Annotated in this window: 18 protein-coding genes; 7 read left to right on the top strand and 11 right to left on the bottom strand. The window is 66.6% G+C overall.

The window, feature by feature from the left end; genetic code table 11:
- Positions 1-105 precede the first annotated feature (105 nt).
- Both BM288_RS02140 and BM288_RS02135 read right to left on the bottom strand, forming a co-directional pair.
- Positions 106-1,239 carry a DegT/DnrJ/EryC1/StrS family aminotransferase gene (locus BM288_RS02140; RefSeq protein ID WP_318255285.1) on the bottom strand — a complete coding sequence of 378 codons (1,134 nt, stop codon included), beginning with the start codon at positions 1,237-1,239 and terminating at the stop codon, positions 106-108.
- Positions 1,236-3,122, bottom strand: a complete 1,887-nt coding sequence (locus tag BM288_RS02135; protein WP_318255284.1) for a polysaccharide biosynthesis protein — start codon at positions 3,120-3,122, stop codon at positions 1,236-1,238. The genes BM288_RS02140 and BM288_RS02135 overlap by 4 nt, the downstream gene beginning before the upstream one ends.
- A 261-nt stretch (positions 3,123-3,383) precedes the next feature.
- Here BM288_RS02135 and BM288_RS02130 point away from each other — a divergent pair, with 261 nt between their 5' ends.
- The gene (locus BM288_RS02130; protein WP_092916177.1) at positions 3,384-3,722 is read left to right on the top strand and encodes a histone-like nucleoid-structuring protein Lsr2; all 339 of its coding nucleotides are present in this window, start codon (positions 3,384-3,386) and stop codon (positions 3,720-3,722) included.
- A gap of 83 nt (positions 3,723-3,805) precedes the next feature.
- Here the strand turns inward: BM288_RS02130 and BM288_RS02125 are convergent, their stop codons facing one another.
- The 6 genes from BM288_RS02125 to BM288_RS02100 form a co-directional block, all read right to left on the bottom strand.
- Positions 3,806-5,158 carry a maltokinase N-terminal cap-like domain-containing protein gene (locus tag BM288_RS02125; RefSeq protein WP_143102983.1) on the bottom strand — a complete coding sequence of 451 codons (1,353 nt, stop codon included), beginning with the start codon at positions 5,156-5,158 and terminating at the stop codon, positions 3,806-3,808.
- Between the two features lie 34 nt (positions 5,159-5,192).
- Positions 5,193-6,500 carry a trypsin-like serine protease gene (locus BM288_RS02120; RefSeq protein WP_143102982.1) on the bottom strand — a complete coding sequence of 436 codons (1,308 nt, stop codon included), beginning with the start codon at positions 6,498-6,500 and terminating at the stop codon, positions 5,193-5,195.
- Positions 6,501-6,618: 118 nt separating this feature from the next.
- Positions 6,619-6,864 (bottom strand): hypothetical protein, encoded by a 246-nt coding sequence (locus BM288_RS02115; RefSeq protein ID WP_092915400.1) that lies wholly within the window; start codon positions 6,862-6,864, stop codon positions 6,619-6,621.
- Between the two features lie 213 nt (positions 6,865-7,077).
- Positions 7,078-8,106, bottom strand: coding sequence for a 6-phosphofructokinase (locus tag BM288_RS02110; protein ID WP_092915398.1), 1,029 nt, complete (start codon positions 8,104-8,106; stop codon positions 7,078-7,080).
- A gap of 141 nt (positions 8,107-8,247) precedes the next feature.
- A complete protein-coding gene (locus tag BM288_RS02105; RefSeq protein WP_092915396.1) occupies positions 8,248-9,444 on the bottom strand; it encodes an MFS transporter in 1,197 nt (398 codons plus the stop codon).
- A gap of 52 nt (positions 9,445-9,496) precedes the next feature.
- Positions 9,497-10,876, bottom strand: a complete 1,380-nt coding sequence (locus BM288_RS02100; protein WP_318255283.1) for an acyl-CoA dehydrogenase family protein — start codon at positions 10,874-10,876, stop codon at positions 9,497-9,499.
- Positions 10,877-10,900: 24 nt separating this feature from the next.
- On the opposite strand from BM288_RS02100, the gene BM288_RS02095 reads away from it, so the two are divergent.
- Positions 10,901-12,079, top strand: coding sequence for a CaiB/BaiF CoA transferase family protein (locus tag BM288_RS02095; RefSeq protein ID WP_092915392.1), 1,179 nt, complete (start codon positions 10,901-10,903; stop codon positions 12,077-12,079).
- On the opposite strand, the gene BM288_RS02090 is transcribed toward BM288_RS02095, so the two are convergent.
- A complete protein-coding gene (locus tag BM288_RS02090; RefSeq protein WP_092915390.1) occupies positions 12,019-12,996 on the bottom strand; it encodes a LysR family transcriptional regulator in 978 nt (325 codons plus the stop codon). The two genes, BM288_RS02095 and BM288_RS02090, sit on opposite strands and share 61 nt — an antisense overlap.
- 162 nt (positions 12,997-13,158) lie before the next feature.
- Here BM288_RS02090 and BM288_RS02085 point away from each other — a divergent pair, with 162 nt between their 5' ends.
- From BM288_RS02085 to BM288_RS02075, 3 genes are read left to right on the top strand one after another with little or no spacing between them, the layout of a single operon-like run.
- Positions 13,159-14,541: an NAD(P)/FAD-dependent oxidoreductase gene (locus tag BM288_RS02085; protein ID WP_177220214.1), complete on the top strand. Its 1,383-nt coding sequence runs from the start codon at positions 13,159-13,161 to the stop codon at positions 14,539-14,541.
- Positions 14,542-14,564: 23 nt separating this feature from the next.
- The gene (locus BM288_RS02080; protein WP_092915386.1) at positions 14,565-15,422 is read left to right on the top strand and encodes a sugar phosphate isomerase/epimerase family protein; all 858 of its coding nucleotides are present in this window, start codon (positions 14,565-14,567) and stop codon (positions 15,420-15,422) included.
- The gene (locus BM288_RS02075) at positions 15,422-16,426 is read left to right on the top strand and encodes a LacI family DNA-binding transcriptional regulator (protein WP_092915384.1); all 1,005 of its coding nucleotides are present in this window, start codon (positions 15,422-15,424) and stop codon (positions 16,424-16,426) included. The genes BM288_RS02080 and BM288_RS02075 overlap by 1 nt, the downstream gene beginning before the upstream one ends.
- 69 nt (positions 16,427-16,495) lie before the next feature.
- Here the strand turns inward: BM288_RS02075 and BM288_RS02070 are convergent, their stop codons facing one another.
- Positions 16,496-17,776 carry a TRAP transporter large permease gene (locus BM288_RS02070; RefSeq protein WP_092915382.1) on the bottom strand — a complete coding sequence of 427 codons (1,281 nt, stop codon included), beginning with the start codon at positions 17,774-17,776 and terminating at the stop codon, positions 16,496-16,498.
- Positions 17,773-18,432, bottom strand: coding sequence for a TRAP transporter small permease (locus tag BM288_RS14380; protein ID WP_318255281.1), 660 nt, complete (start codon positions 18,430-18,432; stop codon positions 17,773-17,775). The genes BM288_RS02070 and BM288_RS14380 overlap by 4 nt, the downstream gene beginning before the upstream one ends.
- A gap of 160 nt (positions 18,433-18,592) precedes the next feature.
- Between BM288_RS14380 and BM288_RS02060 the strand changes: the two genes are divergently transcribed.
- Positions 18,593-19,525: an NAD(P)-dependent oxidoreductase gene (locus BM288_RS02060; protein ID WP_177220212.1), complete on the top strand. Its 933-nt coding sequence runs from the start codon at positions 18,593-18,595 to the stop codon at positions 19,523-19,525.
- A complete protein-coding gene (locus BM288_RS02055) occupies positions 19,525-21,174 on the top strand; it encodes a thiamine pyrophosphate-dependent enzyme (protein WP_092915378.1) in 1,650 nt (549 codons plus the stop codon). Before BM288_RS02060 ends, BM288_RS02055 begins: the two co-directional genes overlap by 1 nt.
- Positions 21,175-21,205 lie beyond the last annotated feature (31 nt).

Here is a 21,205-nt window from a genome sequence, read left to right as displayed (position 1 = left end):
CGGTGTTCGCTGACGGCTGATGCATTCGGCAGCAGAGGTCGCGGTTGCCTGGTGCTGGAGGTTGAGCAGTGGTGGGAACTGATAGTTGTGACCTCCGCGTCCTAATCATCGACGGGCCTCCACGAAGAGCGTTAGCGAATCCATCACACGTCGGAGTTGCGTCGGCGAGAGAGCGGAGCCGGAGGGCAGGGTAAGTCCGTTACTAAAGAGTTGCTCCGAGTTCCCGTTAAGGAACGTGCGCGCCCCCGCGAATACTGGTTGCAGATGCATCGGTTTCCACAGCGGTCGACTTTCGATGTCGCGGTTGGCCAGAAAAATTTGAAGCTCGGAAGGAGTGAAACCTGATTCCTCTCGGTCAACTACGATGGACGTCAGCCAACAGTTGTCTTCAGCACCGTCCCGCCCGAAGATCCGTACTCCATCTACTGTCGCAAAGAACTGCGTGTACACAGCGCGCAGTTCTCGGCGACGTGCGATCATTTCGTCCAGGCGTGCGAGCTGAGCTCGACCTAGAGCAGCAAGAAGATTTGAAAGCCGGTAGTTGTAACCGATATCGGTGTGCTCGTAATGCGCGACGGGCTGCCGGGCTTGCGTGGCGAGGTAGCGGGTACGTTGCGCGAGGGCTTCGTCGTCGGTGAGAAGCATGCCGCCGCCGGAGGTCGTCATGATCTTATTGCCGTTGAAGGAAACGATCGAGGCGGCGCCGAATGAGCCGGCCGCACGGCCCGCATGTGTGGCGCCCAGCGACTCGGCTGCATCCGCGAGTACCGGGATTCCGTACCGGCGTGCGAGTAACTCGACGGAGGTGTAGTCGACCGCCTTGCCCAACAAATCGACGGGCACGATCGCTTTCGCCGGCGTCCCCTCGGACGCGAGAGTCGAGAGCGCCTCGGCCAATAGTCCGACATCGATGTTGCCTGTCTCGGAGTCGGAGTCGACGAAGACTGGCGTCGCGCCCGTGTAGACGATGGCATTCGCTGTCGCGGCGAACGTCATCGACGATGTGACGACGATGTCGCCGGGACCGATGCCGAGTCCGAGCAGTCCGAGGTGCAATGCTGCGGTGCCGCTCGATAGCGCCACGCCATGCGCGACGCCCACGCGGGCGGCAAGGTCTTGCTCGAATCCGTCAACCTCCGGCCCCAGCGGTGCTATCCAGCCCGAGTCCATGGCTGCGCGGACGGCAGACTTCTCTGCCTCTCCGATATCGGGGGAGGACATGTATATGCGGTCGTTCACTGAGTGGTTCCTCGTCCGGACTGGATGCGCATGATGGGGGCGGTAGCTCCTGCCATGTTGTCGTTGTCGTCGCGGCGGTGCTCGCGCAGGTTGCGCTCGTGCTCGCCCGTCCAATGAGCATCCCAGCGGGGTTTGTCGAGACCGGAAGGTTCCAGCGGCTCGCCCTGTGCGTGCGTAATCTTGGCGTGGAACGGGCGGTCGTCCTGCTCACCAACACCGATGAGTTCCTCGTGCAACTTCTCGTGCGGGCGCAGCCCGGTGTAGACGATTTCGATCGGCTTGCCGGACATGCGGATCATGCGCTTCGCGACGTCGAGGATCCTGACGGGCTTGCCCATATCGAGGATTAGCACTTCTCCCGGGCGGCCGATTCCGCCAGCCTGGACAACCAGTTGACATGCCTCGGGGATAGTCATGAAGTAGCGCGTGATGTCAGGGTGCGTCACCGTCAGCGGACCGCCGGCCTCGATCAGCGCAGTGAAGGTCGGGAGCATCGAGCCGCGGCTGCCGAGCACGTTGCCGAATCGCACTGACAGGTAGCGGCCCTTGCCTCGCGCTGCGACCGATGCCGTGAGACGTTCGGCCAGGCGCTTCGAGTGGCCGAGCACGCTCGTCGGGTTTGCGGCCTTGTCCGTCGATATGTTGACGAACGTTTCGACATCGGCGGCGAAGGCCGCTTCTAGCACGTTCAAAGACCCGAGCACGTTCGTCTTCCATGCTTCATCGGGATACTGCTCGAGCATAGGCAGATGTTTGAGCGCGGCCGCATGGAAGACGACCTGCGGGCGACGCTCGGCCATGAGGTCTCGAATAGCTTCGGCATCGCGGATGTCGGCGAGAACAACGTCTTTCGTGTGCAGCAGTCCGTGGCCGGCGATCGAGATTTGCACGGCCTGCAGTGCCGACTCGTCGCGGTCGAGCATCATGAGCTCGGCTGGTCCGAATTTAGCGATCTGTCTGCAGAGCTCGGCGCCTATTGAGCCGCCAGCGCCGGTGACCAGCACTCGCTTGTCAGTGAGGTATCCGGCAACGGTGGCAACGTCAGTATCCACAGGGTGGCGCCCGACGATGTCTTCGATCGAGATGTCGCGCAGGTCTCCCATCCCGCGTCGCCCTTCGAGGATGTCGTCGAGCGGCGGCATGACCAACACGCGGAGATCTGCTTCTGCCGCTTGGTCAGAAATGCGTTGCAGCATTGACGCGTCGGCTCGCGCGATTGCGACGACGAGCGCTGTCGCGCCGGTGTTCTGAGCAATACGCGCGAGGTCCTCTCCCTTGCCGAGCACCTTCACACCTGAGCGGACGGCGTTCGCCTGCTCCGGGGCGTCATCGATGATTCCGATGGGGTTGAAGCGGGACTTGCTGTCGGTACGCATCCGCTTGATGAGGCTAGACCCGACGAAACCAGCGCCGTAGACGAGCACGGGTGTGGCCGCGTCAGTCGGTCGGCTCGCGCGCTCGATCGCGACGCGACGAAAATAGCGCGTGAGCGCCATTGCGAGGAAGGCGAGCGGGGCCGCGATGAGTGCCGTGCTTCGCGGGATGCCGAGCTCGTTGCCGAAGATGACGATCGGCAGGGCAATCACGACGAAGGTCAGCGCTACTGACCCCGTCAGGCTGAGGACCTCGTCAAAACTGCCGACCTGGTAGCGCCGGCGGTAGAGGTTCAAGATCAGCCCGGCCCCCAGCTGCACTAGGACGGCGACGACGCAGATGGCAAGTAACGTGAGCCAGTTCGTGTCGCGGAAGGTGAACTCGTAGCGGAGCCAGATCGCAACCACGATGGCAAGGATCCACGCGATGGCGTCGAACAGGTACTGGTAGACACGAATCCCGGCTCGGATCGATCGAAGAGTCGTTCCGTTGCCTGCGCTCGAACTCACCAGTTGCCTCCGTGTCACTGCCAGCCCGCGACGAACCATCTTCACAGGCGCGACCGGACGTTCTCTTCGGTGTCAATGATACCCAAGGGCTCGTGCCGGGCTGGTGCACAGGCGGACTCAACGTTGGACGCAGCGTGTACCCGTGCGCCAACCCCAGCAAAATGCCGGCGAGTTGAACAGTGTCAGCGGCGTGCAGGGTCGCTCGCTAATGCGCTTCCGAATGGATACCAGTTGCCAGGATGTTGCGCTATGTTTCTCGCCATGGCTAAGAAGACATTTGTGCAGTTGGTCGACGACTTCTCGGGCGACAGCATCTCGGACGGCGAAGGCCGTACCGTGCGCTTTGCATTCGACGGAGCAGAGTATGAGATCGACCTTTCCAACGAGCACGTCGAGGAGTTCTCGAACGTGCTCGAGCGCTACGTGCGTGCATCGCGCCGAGTCTCGGGACGCCGCAAGACCGGTGGGGCAAGCGCTGCCCGCAACGGCGGCAACTCCGAGACCGCGGCTATTCGTGAGTGGGCCGAGTCGCAGGGGATCAAGGTCGCCTCGCGTGGCCGGATCTCTGCGGACATTGTGGAGCAGTACCGGAATCGTTGATTCCCGTATAGCCGAATGCGCCGTCCCGGTTTGGGGCGGCGCATTTTGTTTCGATACGCGGTCGGGCGCCGCCCGACCGCTGCTCAACCAACGGGTGGGGCGGGCGGGTGCGTGACCATTGCTCGGACTGCTTCTAGGGGTACAGAGACCCAGGTGGGGCGATTGCGCAATTCATAGACGACCTCGTAGAGCGCCTTGTCGAGCAACAGCGCGCTGAAGACCGGATCCTGCTCGTCGACGGGACCCAGCGCATCCGCATACCCCGACAGGAACTCGGCGCGGCGCTGGGCTACCCAGTCGCCGGCTGCCGTGGGATCGCCGCCTGGGTTCTGCTGCAGGGCAGAGCCGGCGGCGTAGTCGAATGAGCGCAGCATGCCGACGATGTCGCGCTGGCGCGGCTCGCGCACCATCCGCTCGTGGAGCGGCCGCAGCGGCTCGCCCTCGAAGTCGATCAGCGCCCAGCTGCCGTCGGCCGAGCGCAGCACCTGGCCGAGGTGCAGATCCCCGTGGATCTGCTGCAGCTGGCCGAGCGCATCGATCTCGCGGAGCCGCGCCGCCGCTGCGGACAGGTCGTCGTCGAGATCCGAGAGCACGCCCGCGCCTTGCTCGCGCGCCCAGGCGAGGCGCTGCTCGAGGCCGGTGATGAAACGCAGCGTGTCGGCCTCGGTCGCGACGGCCGTGCCCAGCGCATCCGCGAGGTCCTTGTGCACGGTGGCGACCGCTGCGCCGAGTGCTGCGGCGTCGGGCACGTCGCGCTGCTCGCCGCGCAGCGTGGCGAGCGCGTGCTGGCGGAAGAGCTCCCAGCCGTCCTCGCCGCCGGAGACGAACGACGAGACGGCCAGCAGGTGGCCGCTGACGAATGCGTCGCCCGCCGGCCAGGTGGCCGTCAATGCGGCCAAGAGGCTCGGCACCGGCTTGCACCGCGCGCGTGTCAGGGCGCCGGTGACGACGACGTCGGGGTTGTCGCCGGGGGAGACGACCCGGAAGACCTTCGCGATCCACGGGTGCTCGCCGCCGCCGATGATCGACGTGTTCGACTGCTCGCCGGAGATGACGCGGATCTCGCCTACGGCCTCTGGCGTGCTGGTCGCCTCGCCGCTGAGGCCCTCGACCGCACGGTTGCCGGAGGCGACGTCGATGAATGCCTGCACCGCATCCGCGTCGTGGCACGCATCGATCAGCCAGCGGCTGCCGAACTGCGCGATGCCTGCCGAGCCCGGCTCGTCGCGCCAGGCGACCGGCACCTGCAGCAGGGTCTCGCCCGCGCGCAGCAGCAGGATGGCCGCGTCGCCGAGGTCGTAGGCGCGCTCGAGCGTGACGTCGACCACCTGGCCCTTCAGCGGGTACCAGCGGGTGGTGGGCATCCAGGCGGCGATCGCGTCGATGACCTGCCGGTCGCCGAAGTCGGGAGCGTCGGTCGGGGTGGTTGCGCTCATGGGGGCCATGATGCCGCCCGCAGGTGAGTGCTGGCTATGGGTGGTTCTCGGTGTGCAGCTGCAGGCCGTGCACCGTGGCCATGAGCTGCGAGATGGGCGCGATGAGGCCCTGGGTCGAGCAATTGCCGGTGAGCGGGGAGCGCAGCCCGGAGACGACGCCGACCGCGATCGCACCCTCGGCGGTCGGCATGCTGACGACCGGGCCGCCGGAGTCGCCGAAGCAGAATGCCCTCTCGCCGCTCGAGCGCACGATCTGCACGTTCATGCACTCGTTGCCGTGGCTCGTGCCGTAGCAGGTGACGTAGGCCTCGCCCGCGGTCAGGTCGCACTTCCAGCCAGTGATCTGGCCGGAGGAGCAGAGCCGGTAGCCGGCCGGCGGCCAGGTGTTCTGCGAGCCGGTGATGGTCACCGTGCCGGTCTCGCTCGTGTAGATGCGGGGGAGCGTGCGCGCGTCGTAGTCGGCGGCGATCACGCCCAGGTCGTAGAAGCGGGCGCCGTCGTTGAGCTCGGCCACCAGATCGCTCGTGCCGATGCGGGTGCCGTTCACGTTGCGCACCGCGCGGTCGTCGGCGTAGTCGCTGCAGTGCGCCGCGGTGACGACGACCGGGCGGTGCCCGTAGAAGCCGGTGAAGCCAGAGGTGCAGCTGACCCATGCGCCGGTGGAGAACTGCGTCTGCACGCGCATGCCACCCGAGAGGACGCTCGTGTCGTTGGAGCGGCCAGTGATGATGTTGGCTGCTGCGGGTGCGTCGAGGTGTGCGCCCGCCGGGAACTGCTGCGTCAGGGCGGCGTTGACGGGTGCGGAGTCGGTCTCCTGGACCGTCACTTCCGCGCCGAGGGCTGCGGCGGCCTGCTCGGTCGCGCCGATGACGTCGAGCACCTCGCCCTCGAGCTCGATGTGCTCGCTGCCGACGGCTGTTGCGGCTGCCTGCGTCGGGATCTCGATCGAGAGGGTGTCGGTGCCGAGGCCGATCGCGAAGGCGCCGTCGACCGGCATGCTCGCGGCGAGGTCGTAGGCGACCTCGAGCCTCTCCTGCTCGCTCGAGCGCTGCGGCACGAACGTGACGTCGATGCCTTGGTCCCCGGCAGCATCCGCCATCTGTCGCACCTCGGTGGGCACGGGGCCGGCCCAGCCGATCGCGATCGTGCCCGCCACCGGGTCGCCCTCGATCGCGCCGAGTCGCGGGTGGGGCGTCAGCGCATCCCACTGGGCGATCTGGTCGATGACCGCGAAGTGGGCCTCCTGCACCTCGGCGAGGTCGTCGGCAGCGGCAGTGGGCGCGACGGGTGCGAGGGCGACTGCGGAGCCGACGGCGAAGGCGCCGATGGCTGACAGGAGCATGGAGCGGCGGCGCAAGCGGGACCTCGTGATGTTCGGGCTGGGGAGGGGGAGGGACTGTGCTGAGTGTACCCCTGAGGCTCAAGTGACGGTAGAGGGTTGCGGACGCGAGCCCGCCGACTCAGATCGCGCGCTGCCAGATGTGCTCGCGGAGCATCAGCACGATCGGGGAGCCCTCGCTGTCGTGCGCGGCCAGGCGCAGATAGGTGAGGTCGGCGCCCGCGACGATCCTGTCGACCGGCACCGCGGCGCTCTCGGCCCACTCGGTCAGGCTCGTGGCGCCGTTCACGGTGGCCTGCAGGTCGGCGAGGAGCGCGGCGATGTCGGTGTCGCTGTAGGCGGGCGGCCGCTCGAGGTCGTTCAGCATCTTCAGAACGTACCCCGAGCGTGTACCCCAACGGCTGAGAAGTCGGTGAGTGATTACTGAGGGCGGCGGTCCGGTCTGCTCGACCGGCGCCGGCTCCTTCGCGCCCACCGGGTTCACGACCTTCGCCCTCGACCGGGCTGGTGCGTGTCGGCGTCGACGAGCCCTGACTCGCCGCGCCCCGGCGCCGCGATGTGTCGTGACAAGCGGCGCTCTTCAGCCGAAGAGTATCTCCGCTTCGCGGTAGCGGTGCTCGGGGACGCGCTTGAGGTCGCCCAGTGCATCCGCCATGGGCACGCGCACGATGTCGGTGCCCCGTAGCGCCACCATCGAGCCCCACGCTTCGTCGATGATCGCGTCGACCGCCGCGAGCCCGAAGCGCGTCGCCAGCACGCGGTCGGCGCCGCTGGGCGCCCCGCCGCGCTGGATGTGACCGAGCACGGTCGAGCGCGACTCGATGCCGGTGCGCTCCTCGATCATGGGCGCCAGCAGCTCGCCGATGCCGCCCAATCGCGGCCGGTTGAAGGCATCCAGGCCCTTGTGCGAGTGCGCCTCGTCCATGCCCTCGAGCTTGAAGCCTTCGGAGACGACCACGAGCGGCGCGCGGCGCCGGTCATAGACCGACTGCACGTAGTCGCAGATCCACTCGATCGAGCGCGGCTGCTCGGGGATGAGCGTGACGTGCGCGCCGGTGGCGATGCCCGTGTGGAGCGCGATCCAGCCGACGTGGCGGCCCATGACCTCGAGCACCATGCAGCGCATATGCGAATCGCCCGTGGTGCGCAGCCGGTCGCCCGCGTCTGTCGCGATCTGTACCGCGGTGTCGAAGCCGAAGGTGTAGTCGGTGGCGTCGAGATCGTTGTCGATCGTCTTCGGGACCCCAATGACCTGCAGGCCGTCGTTCGCGAGCCGGTTGGCAGCCGCGAGCGTGCCCTCGCCGCCGAGCGCCATCACAGCGTCGATACCGAGACGATCGAGGGTCTCCCTGATCTTGTCTGGCCCACCATTCGGGCCCTCGTAGGGGTTCGTGCGGCTGGTGCCGAGGATCGTGCCGCCGATGCGCGAGATGCCGCGCACCGAGGAACGATTGAGCACGCGCACGTCGCCATCGACCAGACCCCGGTACCCGTCGCGGATGCCCACGAACTCGAGGCCATGGTGCACCATGCCGGTGAGCACCGCGGCGCGGATGACTGCGTTGAGGCCGGGGCCATCGCCGCCAGACGTGAGGATGCCGACTCGCATATCACCTTCCACCGGAGAGCCCTGGGTGAGCCAACCGACGGATCCATTCAAGCGGCGGCCGCGAGGAAAGTCCAACCCGCTAGAAAGTTCGACTCGCGCGTGTGGCAGCGGGCGAGCACGCCTTGTCGCACCGGCGCGTCGTCACGAATCCCCGCGCGTCTTGAGCCACGCGATGCGCGGAAGGTCGAAGGTTGAGGCGATCACCAGAACGATGGCAGCGACGCCGAATGCCGGGATCATGAACATCGCGGCGCGGAGGCCCAGCAGCTGCTCGACCAACGCAAGACAAGCTGGCGCGGCAGCGATTGCCAAGCCGAGTGCGAACGTGCTCGCTGCAGCCGCGGTATCGGCTCGATGATTCGACGCAGTCACGAGTCTTGCCAGAGAGAGCGGGAACTGCCCACCGACACCGAGGCCGATCACAAAGAGTGAGCTGAACCCAAGGATCAGAGAGGGACCTAGCCAGAGCGCGAAGAAGCCCACGATGCTGAGCATCACCGAGCCGATCAGCAGCGCGTCCTGGGACACGCGCGACGCGACGCGCGAGAGGACGAGTCGGCTGACGACCATACCGAGCAGCATGCAGGTTGGACTCGCGGTGGCGAGCGCCACATCCACACCGCCGAATTGCAGGAGCCAAACTGGCGCCCAGAGGGCCGTGGCGAACTCGATTCCCAGTACGAGGATGGTGCTGATCCACACGATCACAAATGAAGTGCTACTCCCCGCTACTGCTTCGACGACCTTCGTCTGCGCTTTCGGGCCGCGACGCAGAGTGATGGCGTTCACCATGAGTGAGCCGACGACGAGCACGAAGGCCACCGCAAGGCCGACTCGCCAGCCGAGGACGCTCGCACTGGCGACACCCACGAGCACTGGAGCCGTGAGCCCGGCAATCTGCGAGAGCGCCGATCCCTCATTGAGTAAGCGGGCTCGAACCGCCAGCGGGTTGTCGGAGAGATCGGCAAACGCGTTGGACTGCACCAGCGTTGCGAAGATGCCCGTGAGGCCGATCCCGATCAACGTGATCGCGAGACTGCTTCCCAGGAGGTAGCAACCGAGGCCGACGGCGATACCGACTGAGCCGATCAGGATGCTCCGGGCACGGTTGATTCGGCGCGCGAGCGCGGGCGCGACGAGCGCACCGACGATGAAGCCGGACCCGAAGGCTGTCGCGTGCAGCGATGCGAGCCCCATCGGGATGTCGAGGTCGTGCGCGAGAAGTTGAACGGTCGGCGCGTATCCGTCAATCACGAATGCGACGATGCCGAGCTGCGCGTACCGCAGCCACGTCACCGGCGTGCGCCTTACCGCCCCCGCGATTCTTGCGTCAGTCATGTCTGCTCGTTCGGTCTGGTGTCCCCGCCGAGCGGGACCTGCTTGCGGAGGTCTACCCGCGGAACGCGGAGATGCCAGTCAGTCGCTCGCCCAGGATGAGCGTGTGCACCTCATCAGTGCCTTCGTACGTGCGCACCGACTCGAGGTTGTTCGCGTGCCGCAGCGGCGAGTAGTCGAGGGTGATGCCGTTGCCGCCCAACATGCTGCGCGCGTCGCGGGCGATGTCGATTGCGATGCGGGTGTTGTTCAGCTTCGCGACCGAGATCATGTGGCGCTGCAACGTTCCCGCGTCCTTGCGTCGTCCGAGGTGCAGCGCCACGAGCTGCGCCTTCTGGATCTCGAGCGCCCAGTCGACGAGCTTCTTCTGCGTGAGCTGGTAGCCGGCGAGCGGCTTGCCGAACTGCAACCGCTCCTGCGCGTAGCCGAGCGCCGCGTCGAAGCTGTCTCTCGCCGCGCCGACGGCACCCCACGCGATGCCGTAGCGCGCCTCGTTGAGGCAGGAGAACGGGCCGCTCAGGCCCTGAGCGCCCGGCAGCATCGCGTCGGCAGACACCCGAACACCCTCGAGAGTGATGTCGCACTGGATCGACGCACGCATTGAAAGCTTCTGCGCAATCGGCACAGCTGTGAACCCTTGGCTGTCCGTCGGCACGATGAATCCGCGCACGCCCGAGTCGGTCATCGCCCAGATGATGGCCAGCTGTGCGATGGAGGCGAGGCCGATCCAGCGCTTGGCGCCGTCGATCACCCACGCGTCGCCGTCACGGCGAGCAGTGGTGAGCATGCTGGAGGGATCGGAGCCAGCGGTGGGTTCCGTGAGACCGAAGCAACCGATGACCTCGCCCGCAGCCATGCGAGGCAGCCACGTCTGCTTCTGTTCCTCCGAGCCGTGCTTGGCGATCGCTGACATCGCGAGGGATCCCTGCACCGAGACGAACGTACGAATGCCCGAGTCGCCTGCCTCGAGCTCCTGCATCGCGAGCCCGTACTCGACTGCGCTCTTGCCGGCGCAGCCATACCCCTCGATATGCATACCGAGCAGACCGAGTTCTGCCATTTCAGGCACCAGCTCGAGCGGGAAGACGCCCTCGTCGTACCACGAGGCAATGTTCGAGCGGATGCGGCGGTCGACGAATGCTCGCACGGAGTCGCGCACCTCCAACTCTGCTTCGCTCAGTTCATGATCGAGCTCCAGCAGATCGCTGGCGCTGGCGTCGACGATGCTGCTCGCATCACGGTTCACGGGAGACTCCTTCTCTCGGGGTGCTCCTAGCCTGGCCGGTGCAGGGGCACCGTTGCGCATTGGTGCGCAAACGGGCAACGGTCCTTGCGTTTGCGGCATCGACGACCTGCGGGGGTTGGGCGTGGGCAACAGTGGGAGCCGAACGGGTTCGAGAAGGGGAGCGATGTCTAGGGGAACAGTGCGCGGCAATGGCGACAGCGGGGGTGCGCGAGCATGATCGCGTTGACCGAGCTCGAGTCGATCTTCGGTCGGCCCGCGACGGGGCCGCTTGCCGGCTTAGTCGTCGCCGACCTCAGCCGCGTGCTGGCAGGGCCGTACGCGACCATGCTCCTGGCCGACATGGGTGCGCTCGTCATCAAGGTCGAGAGCCCCGAAGGCGATGACACTCGCGGATGGGTGCCACCGGTCAGGGACGGCGTCGGCACCTACTACCTCACCGCCAACCGCAACAAGCACTCGATCGCGCTCGACTTCGCTGACCCGGACGACCTCGCCGTGCTGCATCGCGTCATCGATCGTGCTGACGTGCTGGTTGAGAACTTCCGGCCGGGCAGCCTCGCCAAGTTCGGGCTCGACGCGCAGACGCTGCAAGCGCGCCATGAAGACCTGATCTATGCCTCGATCACAGGCTTCGGCTCGAAGGGAGGTGCCGACCTGCCGGGCTACGACCTGCTGGCGCAAGCGGTCTCCGGGCTGATGTCCGTCACGGGTGACGCGAAGGGGGAGCCCACGAAGGTCGGTGCGGCTCTGGTTGACGTCATCACCGGCCTGCACACTGCGGTCGGCATCCTCGGGGCACTCCAGGCTCGCTCGACGACGGGCGCGGGAGACCGCATCGAGACCAATCTGCTCTCGTCGATCCTCTCAGGCCTCGTCAACCAGACATCTGCCTACGTCGCTGCCGGAGTCGTGCCGCAGCGGATGGGCAACGAGCATCCCAGCCTCTACCCCTATGAGCCGTTCCCGACGGCAGATCGGCAGCTCGTTCTCGCCGTCGGCAACGACCGCCAGTTCGAGCGCCTCTGTGCAGTGCTCGGCGTGGCCGAGGTGGCCGAAGACGAGCGCTTCCGGACCATGGCAGCACGCAACGCCAACCGTGCCTCGCTGCGGACGCTTCTCGTGCAGCGATTGCGTACCAGGGGAGCGGATGCGTGGTTCGATGAGCTGCGACGCGTGGGAGTGCCGTGCGGGCCGATCCAGGGCGTCGACGGTGGCGTCCAGCTTGCAGCTGAGATCGGGTTGGAGCCGATCGCGATGGTGGGACCGGCGGATGCCGCCGTGCCTACCGTGCGGCATCCGATCTCGTACACACGCGCGACGGTCGATTATTCTCAGGCGCCGCCAGAACTCGATGCAGATCGCGAGCGCGTGCTGGAGTGGCTCGCAGGCTGAGCGGCCGACGCGGCATTGTGCCGCTCACCTCCGCCGAAGACGAGGGCGGCGACCTCGATGACTGCGCGCACAGCGGGATCGGCCGTCCCGGCTCGAAACGCGAGGCGTACGGCGACGGCGCCGAGATCGGTGGTGAGTGGTCGGAATGCGATGCCGCGCGACGGCAGGCTGTCTCTCACGCCAGACAGCGTGAGGGCAATGCCCTCTCCTGCTTCGACGAGCAGAAGCTCGGTGGCGGAGTCGGGTGCAGTGTGCACGATGCGCGGCACGAACCGACCGTGGCGCCCGAGCAGATGAAGTCGGTGTGAGAGTGTCGCGCCGCTGCCGCCGGGGAGCACGACCCAGGCCTCGTCGACGAGTTGCTGCGGCGAGATCTGCGGGTGGCGAGCGAGGCGGTGCGCGGACGGGAGTGCGACGAGCAACTCTTCCTGCGCGATCACGCGCGACTCGATCTCACGCGGCAGGAAGTCCCAGCGCCCCACCACCAGGTCGAGACTGCCGTCCTGCAGTCGCTCCAGACCTGGACGCGAGAGTTGCGAACTCTCGAGCTCGACTGTGAGGCCCGGTCGTTCGCGCCGACTGCCAGTCATCAGTTCGGCGACCAGATGGCCGACGGAAGCGCCAGCGAAGCCCAGACGGACCCGACCGGTCTCACCGGCGCTCGCGCGCCGCACGATTTCTGACACCCGCTCCGACATCGTGACCAACTCGCGCGCGGGCTGCACGAGTGCTTCGCCGGCGGGAGTCAGCGTGACGCTGCGCGTACTGCGCTCGAACAGTTGCACGACGAGCTGCTCTTCGAGCCGTTGGATGAGTCGGCTGAGCACCGACTGCGCCATGTGCAGCCGGGCAGCGGTGCGCCCGAAGTGCAATTCGTCGGCCAGCACGAGGAAGGCTCGAGCCTCGCGGATTTCCACGCGCACAGTCTAAGTCCCGCGCAAGTGATATCGTTATCATGTGGGCGCTGGTGCCCTCGACGAAGCGCAATGAGAGGCCGATCGATGTCACAGACGTTCCGCTTGAGGAAGCCGGTGCCAGCCAAGACGACTGAGCGGTCGTACTGGATCCAATCGTCTGGGATGCGCGACGAGGACTATCTCCCTGCGCTCCGCGGTGACATTGACGCCGACATCGCGATCGTCGGCGGCGGCCTCACCGGGCTGTGGACCGCTTGGCGCATCAAGGAGCTCAATCCCGACGCCGACGTCGCGATCCTCGAGGCCGACTTCTGTGGTTCAGGTGCCTCGGGGCGCAATGGCGGCCAGGTACACACGTGGTTCGGCAGCCTCGACTACCTTCGCTCAGTCGTGGGTAGGAAGGAAGCGATCCGGCTCGCGCGCGCTACCCGCGATGCCATCGCTGAGATGCAGCAGCTGCAGGCCGACGGCGTGCTCGAGATGGATCTGCGCCTCGGCGGATTCGTGAGTGTCTCCGTCGCGGCAGCGCACGACGGTGGGTGGCAGGAGAAGCTCGCCGAGCTCGAGTCGATCGGCGAGGCGCCCTACGAGGCGATGGGCAGGGAGCGTGCCCAGGCGGTCTCTGCTGCGGCGACGAGCCGCGAGGGAGTCTTCGAGCAGTTCTCGGGCACGATGGATCCCTTCAAACTGTCCCGGAGCCTGCGCGACCAGCTTGTCTCGCGCGGCGTGCGCATCTACGAGCAGTCGCCTGTCGTTGAGTTTCGCACTGGCTGCCCAAGCACCCTCGTCACGCCACAGGGGAGCGTCGTTGCCAAGGACGTGCTGATCGCGAGCGGAGCGTGGGCAGGATCGATCCCGCAGATCAACCGTGCCGTCTACACCGTCGACGGGCAGGTTGTCACGACCGAGCCGATTCGCGAGCTGCTCGACGAGATCGGCATCGAGCCCGGGCGGGCGATCAGTGACAGTCAGATGCAGGTGCTCTACCTGCAGCGCACCGTCGACGACCGGCTGCTGCTGGGGCAAGGCAGCGGATTGCCGGTCTACAAGGATCAGCTCGGGCAGCGCACGAACCACAACCCGCAGTTGCAGGAGGACGTGACGGCCGAGTTGCGCCGAATGTATCCCCAATTGCATGATGTGGCGATCGACTACTCGTGGGCGGGACCGATCGATATCTCGGCAAGCCACCTGCCGGTCATCGACACGCTCGACAAGGCACCAAACGTGCTGTTCTGCGTGGGATGGACCGGCACCGCGCTCGCGCAGATTCCTGTGGTGGCGCGGATGCTCGCCGCCCGCCTGCTGGGCGTCGACGACGAATGGTCGAAGAGCCCGCTCGCAGACCAATCAGGTCGCATCACCAGGGTGTTCCCCGAACCGTTTCGCTTCATCGGCGCGAACGTCGTGCGTAAGGCTGTGCAGCGGCGAGTCGTGCGAGAGCGCGCTGGCCAGCGCGTGGCCTGGCCGACGCGCGCACTCATCTCGCTCATGCCGCGCTACCGTGAGCCGGCGCAGGAGTACGTGCCGACAGAGCGACCGTGACCAATAGAGCGCAGGAGACCGCAATGCTCACCATCGACTCAGTCACCGGCACGAACTTCGCCTACCATCGGGTGCCGCTCACTCGCTGGCTCGACGACATGGTCGCGCTGGAGCGACGCGAGCTCGAGCTGTGGGGGATCGCCCAACACGTCGACCTGCTCGAGTTGACCGTGCCGGCCGTGCGCAAGCTGAAGGGCGAATTGGACGCTCGCGGCCTGAGGGTCGCGTGCGTCACGCCGGAGCAGATCATGTACCCGGTGAACTTCGCCAGCGCCGACCCCGCCATCATTGCCCGCACGCAGCGAATGTTCACGAATGCCGCAGAGCTGTGCGCGGAGCTCGGGGGCGACCTGGTGTTCTTGACACCCGGATGGGGCTGGGAAGGGGAGCCGGTCCAGGACGCCCAGCGGCGCGCGGCAGCGCAGCTCCACGACATCGCGGAGCATGCTGCCGGGCTCGGCCTGCGCTGCGTGCTCGAAGCGCTGCAGCGGCACGAGTCGAACCTCGGCGTCGGCATCGAGCAGCTTGGCGCGGTGTTGGATGCGGCCGACGCGCCAGCGCTCGGCGTGGCGCTCGACACGGTCGCCATGGCGACATCCGGCGAGGGCATCGATGACTACTTCTCGCGCTTCGGCGACCGCGTGTGGCACGTGCATCTGGTGGACGGCTCGCCCGGAGGCCATCGTGCGTGGGGTGACGGAGAGCTGCCGCTCGTGGACTACCTGACCGCGCTGCGGGCAGTCGGCTACGAGGGGCTCCTGACCCCCGAGCTGTTTGGCACGCCCTACGTCTACGACCCGACCGCTGCGCACGCGGCGAATCTCGCGTCCATCCGGCAGGCGTTCGAGCGCGTCGACGCAGGCATAGCGGGCATCCGCTGATGCCGGTCACGCTCCAGGACGTCGCAGCCGCCGCGGGGGTCTCGCAGGCCACAGCCGCGCGAGCGCTGAACAATTACGGCTCCGTCAGTGCTGGCGCGAAAGAACGGGTGCTCAAGGCTGCCGCTGATCTGGGCTATGAGACCAACCACGTCGCCCAGGCCCTGCGCTCTGGCAACACCCGCACCGTCAACTTCCTCCCCGGGAACATTGGGGCACCGTTCTTCGCGCGCATCGCGCATATCCTCTCTGGCACGCTCGAAGAGGCGGGATATGTGCTTGCTGTCTCGAGCTCGTATGAGCAGGTGGAGCGGGAGCGCTCGATCATCGAGTCGATGCGCGCTCGGATGAGTCCTGGCCTGATCGTGGCGCCAGCCCACCGGGACCTGCATGAGCACCTGCAGCGGCTGCAGCAGCGCGGCACCGCGGTCGTCGCGATCGACCGGTCGCTCGCGGAGCGTGGGATCGATTCGATCACCGTCGACAACTACGCGCTCGGTGCCGACGCTGCGGCGCACCTGATCGCGCTCGGGCACCGCACGCTCGGACTGATCTACGATTCCGACGACATCGGGTCGACACCCGATCGCGTCCGCGGCGCTGCAGAGGCCATCAGGGCTGCCGGCGGCACGGTCGTTGCGATCCAGGCGGGCACAGACCTCGAGATGGCGACGACGCGCATCTGCGAGCGCCTGGCTCTATCGTCGTCGGAGCCCACTGCGCTCATCCCCATGGATGCACTCATGACCGAGGCGACGATCGCTGCGATCCGCCAGCTCGATCTGCGCATCCGCACTGACCTGTCACTCGTCGCGGTCGACGACCATTCGCTCGCGCGGCTGCTCGACCCTCCGTTGACCGTCATGGCGCAGCCGGTCGATCAGATTGGGGAAGATGCGGCGAGACTCATGATCCAACGCCTGGAGGGCGAGCGCACCGACGAGGTGGTCGATCTGCGTCATCGTGCTGAACTCATCGTGCGCGGCTCCACCGCTCTCCGCAACTGAGCGACACTTCCCACGTACGGAAGAACGCCATGTCCTGTCTGGGACATGGCGTTCTTTCGTGTCGGAGCGCTAGAGCACTGCGGGCAACCAGGTCGACAGCACCGGAATGAACGTGACGGCCAAGAGCACGGCAACCAGCGCAAGGAACAATGGGATGAACGCTCGCACGAATGCTGGGATCGACACCCGCGTGATCGCGGCGACGGTGTAGACGACGGTGCCGACCGGCGGCGTGAGCGAGCCGATGCTCAGGTTGAGCACGATGATGATGCCGAACTGCACGGGGTCGATGCCGAGTTGCACCGCAAGCGGGGCGAGCACGGGCACCAGGATGATCATGAGGCTCGACGACTCGAGGAAGATGCCGAGCACCAGCAGGATCAGGTTGATGATCAGCATCACGATGACGGGGTTGTCGGAGATGCCCAGGAGCAGCCCGGAGAGCTGGTCGGGGATGCGCTCGTAGGCGACGACGATCGCGAACACCGAGGCGGCTGCGATGATGATCATCACCACGCCCGTGATCAGCACGGCTTCGCGCAGCAGATTCGGGATGTCGCGCCAGGTGATGTTCTTGTAGACGAAGATGCTCAGGATGAGCGCGTACACCACGAGCACCGCACCGAGCTCGGTCGGTGTCATGATGCCCATGCGCAGGCCCACGAGCAACAGGACCGGCATCAGCAGTGCTGCGAAGGTGCGGCGGAAACCGCGCCAGATCTCACGCAGCGTTGGCCGTCGCTCATTCGCGCGCGGGAAATTGTGCACGCGTGCGAGCACCCACACAGTGGTGGAAAGCGCGATGGCGATGAGGATGCCCGGCAGCACGCCGCCGATGAAGAGGTCTCCGATAGAGACACCGCCGAGCACGCCATAGAGGATGAGGCCGATGCTCGGAGGCAGGATTGGCGAGATCGAACCCGAGGCGACGCTGATCGCTGACGCGAACGCGTTCGTGTAGCCCTGCTTGCGCATGATCGGCACCAGGATCTTCGCGTCGATCGCAGCGTCGGCGTTCGCCGAGCCGGACATGCCGCCGATCATCAGGCTGTTGAGCACGTTGACCTGTGCCAGGCCGCCGCGGAAATGCCCGACGAGCGTCGTGGCGAAGCCCATCATGCGTTCGGCGACGCCACCGCCGGCCATGATCACGCCGGCGAGGATGAAGAAGGGCACGGCGAGGAGTGGAAAGGAGTCAAGCCCGCTCGTCAGCCGCTGCACGACCTGAGGGCCGCCGCCGCCGCCCTCGAACACGAGGTACCCGACCGAGATCGCCAGCAGTGCCGCCCAAACCGGTACCCGGAGGGCGAGCAGTCCGAGCATTATCGCGATCAGCAACGCGAGGGTCATGCGCGTGTTCCCTTCTCGTTGTCATCGGCTTGGCGTTCGGTGATGAAAACGGCCTCCGTGACGGAAGTCGGAGGCTCGTATCCGCCGCCGACGGGGGCGCTGGCCTCCAGCGACGCGAATTCGTCGTCGCTGTCGTCCTGCAGCGGGGCGAATTCGCCGGTCGCGACTCCGCGCCCGGCATGCAGCAAGTCGCGGATCGAGTAGATCGCCATGAGCGCGAAGCCGACAACGATCGCAGCAGTGAACACGCCACGGTTGACGCCGAGCCCTGGGACCTCGACGAACCGCGTGTGCAGCAGGGCGTCGACTGCGAAGTAGAGCACGTAGCCGATCAGCGCCAGCACCAGCAGCTGCACGAGCAGCTGCGTCGCTGCTTGCAGACGCTGCGGGAAGCGGGAAACGAGCACGTCGATCACGATGTGGCGACCGCGTCGGGCGATTCCTCCGGCGCTGATGTACGTGATCCAGATGAAGGACAGCATCGCTATCGAGCCAGCACCCGGGATGGGACTGTCGAAGATGTAGCGCGCAGCGACATCGGCGCACAAGAGCACGACGCTGACCGCCAGGAGGAGCGAGGGGATGACTTCTTCGATCGCTGTCGCGATCGCGGCGAGCGCTCTGCGCGGCCTGGTCTGCGTGGATTGTGTGGGCACTGCTTCGTCCTGATTCCGTTGACGTCGTTGTCGCGTCGGCGGCGCTGAGCACGCCAGGCTGAATATTGATAACGTTACCATTGAACGGAGGGCCGCCGCGAAATGCCGCGGCGTCCGAGTCGCAGCAGAGGCGAGAGGCGTGAAGATGCGTGGAGCTCCAGTGAAGATCGTGCACCCAGACGGGAGCCAAGACGAGCGTGGAGAACTCGAGCGCGCGTTGCAAGAGCACGGCATCCCTCTGGACGACGTCGAGGTGCACTATGGCGCCCCTGCGGATGCCGATGAGTGGGTCTCGCGGGTCGGCGACGCCGAGCTCGTGATGCTGGGCTGGAGCGTGCCGGATGCCGCGCTTGAGCGCTTCCCCGCTGTGCGGGCGATCGTATTCCTGGGCACCGGTGCTGCCGATCACATCAACCTGGCACTCGCTGACCGACTCGGCATTGAAGTGCGCACGGTGTCGGGCTACGGCGACGACTCCGTCGCTGAGCACGCGCTTGCGCTGCTGCTGTCGATGGCCCGTCGGATCCCCGAGCACGATGCCCAGGTGCGCAACGGTCAATGGGGACAGCGCGCCGGCACGCTGCTGCGCGGCAAGACCGTCGGCGTCGTCGGTCTGGGTGGCATTGGCAGCCGGTTTGCGCAACTTGCAACCGGAATCGGCATGGAGGTCGTCGGTTGGAACCGCAGCGCGGAACGCGGCGCGAGCATCCATGACGGCATTCCTCTGCTGCCGCTCGATGAGCTGTGTCGGCGTGCCGACGTCGTGTCATTGCACCTCGCGCTCAACCGAGACACCGAGGCGCTGATCTCGGCTGAGCGCATTGACTCGATGGCCCCGGGAACGATCCTGGTGAACACGGCGCGCGGGGGTGTCGTCGATGAGGCCGCTGTGCGTCGCCGCGCCGAGGCGGGGGAGCTGCGCTACGCGGCTGACGTCTTCGATCCCGAGCCGTTGCCTGCGGATTCGCCGCAACGGCAGTCGCCGAATACGGTGCTGACGCCGCACGTCGCCTTCTTCACCCCGGAAGCAACCCTCGAGCTGTACCGGGGCGCGTGCGCGCACGTCGCGACGCTGCTCGTGAAGGCAGCGTGATGACGATGCGAGCTGGCCACCTGCTGATCCAGAGCCTGCACGAGCAGGGTCTGACCCACTACACCTGCGTGCCGGGCGAGAGTTTCCTCCCCGCCCTCGACGCCATGCCCGACTACCCGGGCAGTGACCTCACCGTGTGCCGACACGAATCGCCTGCCGGGCACATGGCCGAGGCGCACGGCAAACTCACCGGGATGCCCGGGGTGTGCTTCGTCACACGCGGGCCAGGAGCGATGCACGCATCCATCGCAGTGCACACTGCCGACCAGGATGCGACTCCGCTGCTGCTCCTCATCGGCCAGATCGATGCCAAGGATCGCGGGCGCGGCGCCTTCCAGGAGTTCGACTCGCACCAGGTCTTCTCGTCGATGGCGAAGTGGGTCGTGACCATCGACCACGCAGAGCGCATCCCCGAGACGATTGCGCGTGCCGTGCGCATCGCAACGACCGGCCGACCTGGCCCGGTCGTCATCGAGCTGCCCGAGAACATGCTGTACGACGAGGTGGAGGCACAGCGAGCCCGCCCTGTCGCACAGGTCGAGCGCGAGCGCATCGACGGTTTCGCTGAGCAACTTGCTGACGAGCTCCAATCCGCTCAGCGGCCGCTCATCGTGCTCGGTCGCGGCGGTTGGGGTCATGAGCAGCATGCTGCGATCGCTCGTTTCGCAGAGAGCAACGCACTGCCCGTCGTCGCTGCCTGGCGCTGTCAAGACCTCATCGACAACGACTCCGCCTCGTATGCTGGCCACCTGAGCCTGTCGGTCGAGCCCGAACTCGTCTCGTTGGTGGAGGAGTCGGATCTCGTCATCGGGATCGGCGGCCACTTCGGCGATGTCGACACCCGTGGCTACCAGCTGCTGGAGCCCGCAGAGGGTCGTAGGGTCGTCCACATCGCGCATGCAGAAGTCGATCTCGATCGATACGTGCATGCGGACGTCGCAGTGATGGCGAAGTCGGGCGAAGCGCTGCGCAGCCTCGACGGCCTGGTGGTCGACTCTGAGCGCTGGCGGGAACGCACGGCGGCGGCACACGAGGACTATCTGCGTCGTCGCACGCCAGCCCTTGATGACCTGCTCGGCACCGCGATCGCCTGGCTCGCCGATCGGGCGCCAGCCGGCTCCGTCGTCGCGAACGGTGCTGGGAACTACGCGGTGTGGCTGCATCGGTACTACCGCTACCGCACCTATGGCACGCAGCTCGCGCCCGCGAACGGCGCCATGAGCTACGGGCTGCCGGCAGGCATCGCCGCTGCAACGCTCGATGCGGGTAAGCCCACCTTCGTGTTCGGGGGCGACGGATGCTTCACGATGAGCAGCATGGAACTCGCGACCGTCGCTGCGCGCCAACTGCCGGTGATCTCGATCGTCGTGAACAACGAGGCCTACGGAACGATTCGGATGCACCAGGAGCGGGAGTTCCCCGGTCGCGTGAGCGGCACGGGCCTCGTCAACCCGGACTTCGCGGCGCTCGCACGGGCGCACGGAATCGTCGGTAGCACCGTCACCGATCTCGAAGGATTCACGAGCGCGATCGAGGCGGCACTTGACTCAGGAGGCCCAGCGCTCATCGAGGTGCAGACAGACGTCCGGAGCATCTCGCCGACAACACGCATCACCGAGGCTGGGCTCGCAGCGGTCGACAGTCGCTGACTGAGAGCGGTGCGCTACCGATCGGCCCGCG

Origin of the sequence: Agrococcus baldri, from assembly GCA_900114805.1 — a bacterium.
Lineage (GTDB): Bacteria > Actinomycetota > Actinomycetes > Actinomycetales > Microbacteriaceae > Agrococcus > Agrococcus baldri.
This window is presented reverse-complemented; position numbering and strand designations above follow the sequence as displayed.

Excerpts from the sequence above, each read along its gene's own strand:
- BM288_RS02130 (WP_092916177.1), top strand. The coding sequence starts at position 3,384 with ATGGCTAAGAAGACATTTGTGCAGTTGGTCGACGACTTCTCGGGCGAC.
- BM288_RS02125 (WP_143102983.1), bottom strand. The coding sequence starts at position 5,158 with ATGAGCGCAACCACCCCGACCGACGCTCCCGACTTCGGCGACCGGCAG.
- BM288_RS02120 (WP_143102982.1), bottom strand. The coding sequence starts at position 6,500 with ATGCTCCTGTCAGCCATCGGCGCCTTCGCCGTCGGCTCCGCAGTCGCC.
- BM288_RS02115 (WP_092915400.1), bottom strand. The coding sequence starts at position 6,864 with ATGCTGAACGACCTCGAGCGGCCGCCCGCCTACAGCGACACCGACATC.
- BM288_RS02110 (WP_092915398.1), bottom strand. The coding sequence starts at position 8,106 with ATGCGAGTCGGCATCCTCACGTCTGGCGGCGATGGCCCCGGCCTCAAC.
- BM288_RS02105 (WP_092915396.1), bottom strand. The coding sequence starts at position 9,444 with ATGACTGACGCAAGAATCGCGGGGGCGGTAAGGCGCACGCCGGTGACG.
- BM288_RS02095 (WP_092915392.1), top strand. The coding sequence starts at position 10,901 with ATGATCGCGTTGACCGAGCTCGAGTCGATCTTCGGTCGGCCCGCGACG.
- BM288_RS02085 (WP_177220214.1), top strand. The coding sequence starts at position 13,159 with ATGCGCGACGAGGACTATCTCCCTGCGCTCCGCGGTGACATTGACGCC.
- BM288_RS02080 (WP_092915386.1), top strand. The coding sequence starts at position 14,565 with ATGCTCACCATCGACTCAGTCACCGGCACGAACTTCGCCTACCATCGG.
- BM288_RS02075 (WP_092915384.1), top strand. The coding sequence starts at position 15,422 with ATGCCGGTCACGCTCCAGGACGTCGCAGCCGCCGCGGGGGTCTCGCAG.
- BM288_RS02070 (WP_092915382.1), bottom strand. The coding sequence starts at position 17,776 with ATGACCCTCGCGTTGCTGATCGCGATAATGCTCGGACTGCTCGCCCTC.
- BM288_RS02055 (WP_092915378.1), top strand. The coding sequence starts at position 19,525 with ATGACGATGCGAGCTGGCCACCTGCTGATCCAGAGCCTGCACGAGCAG.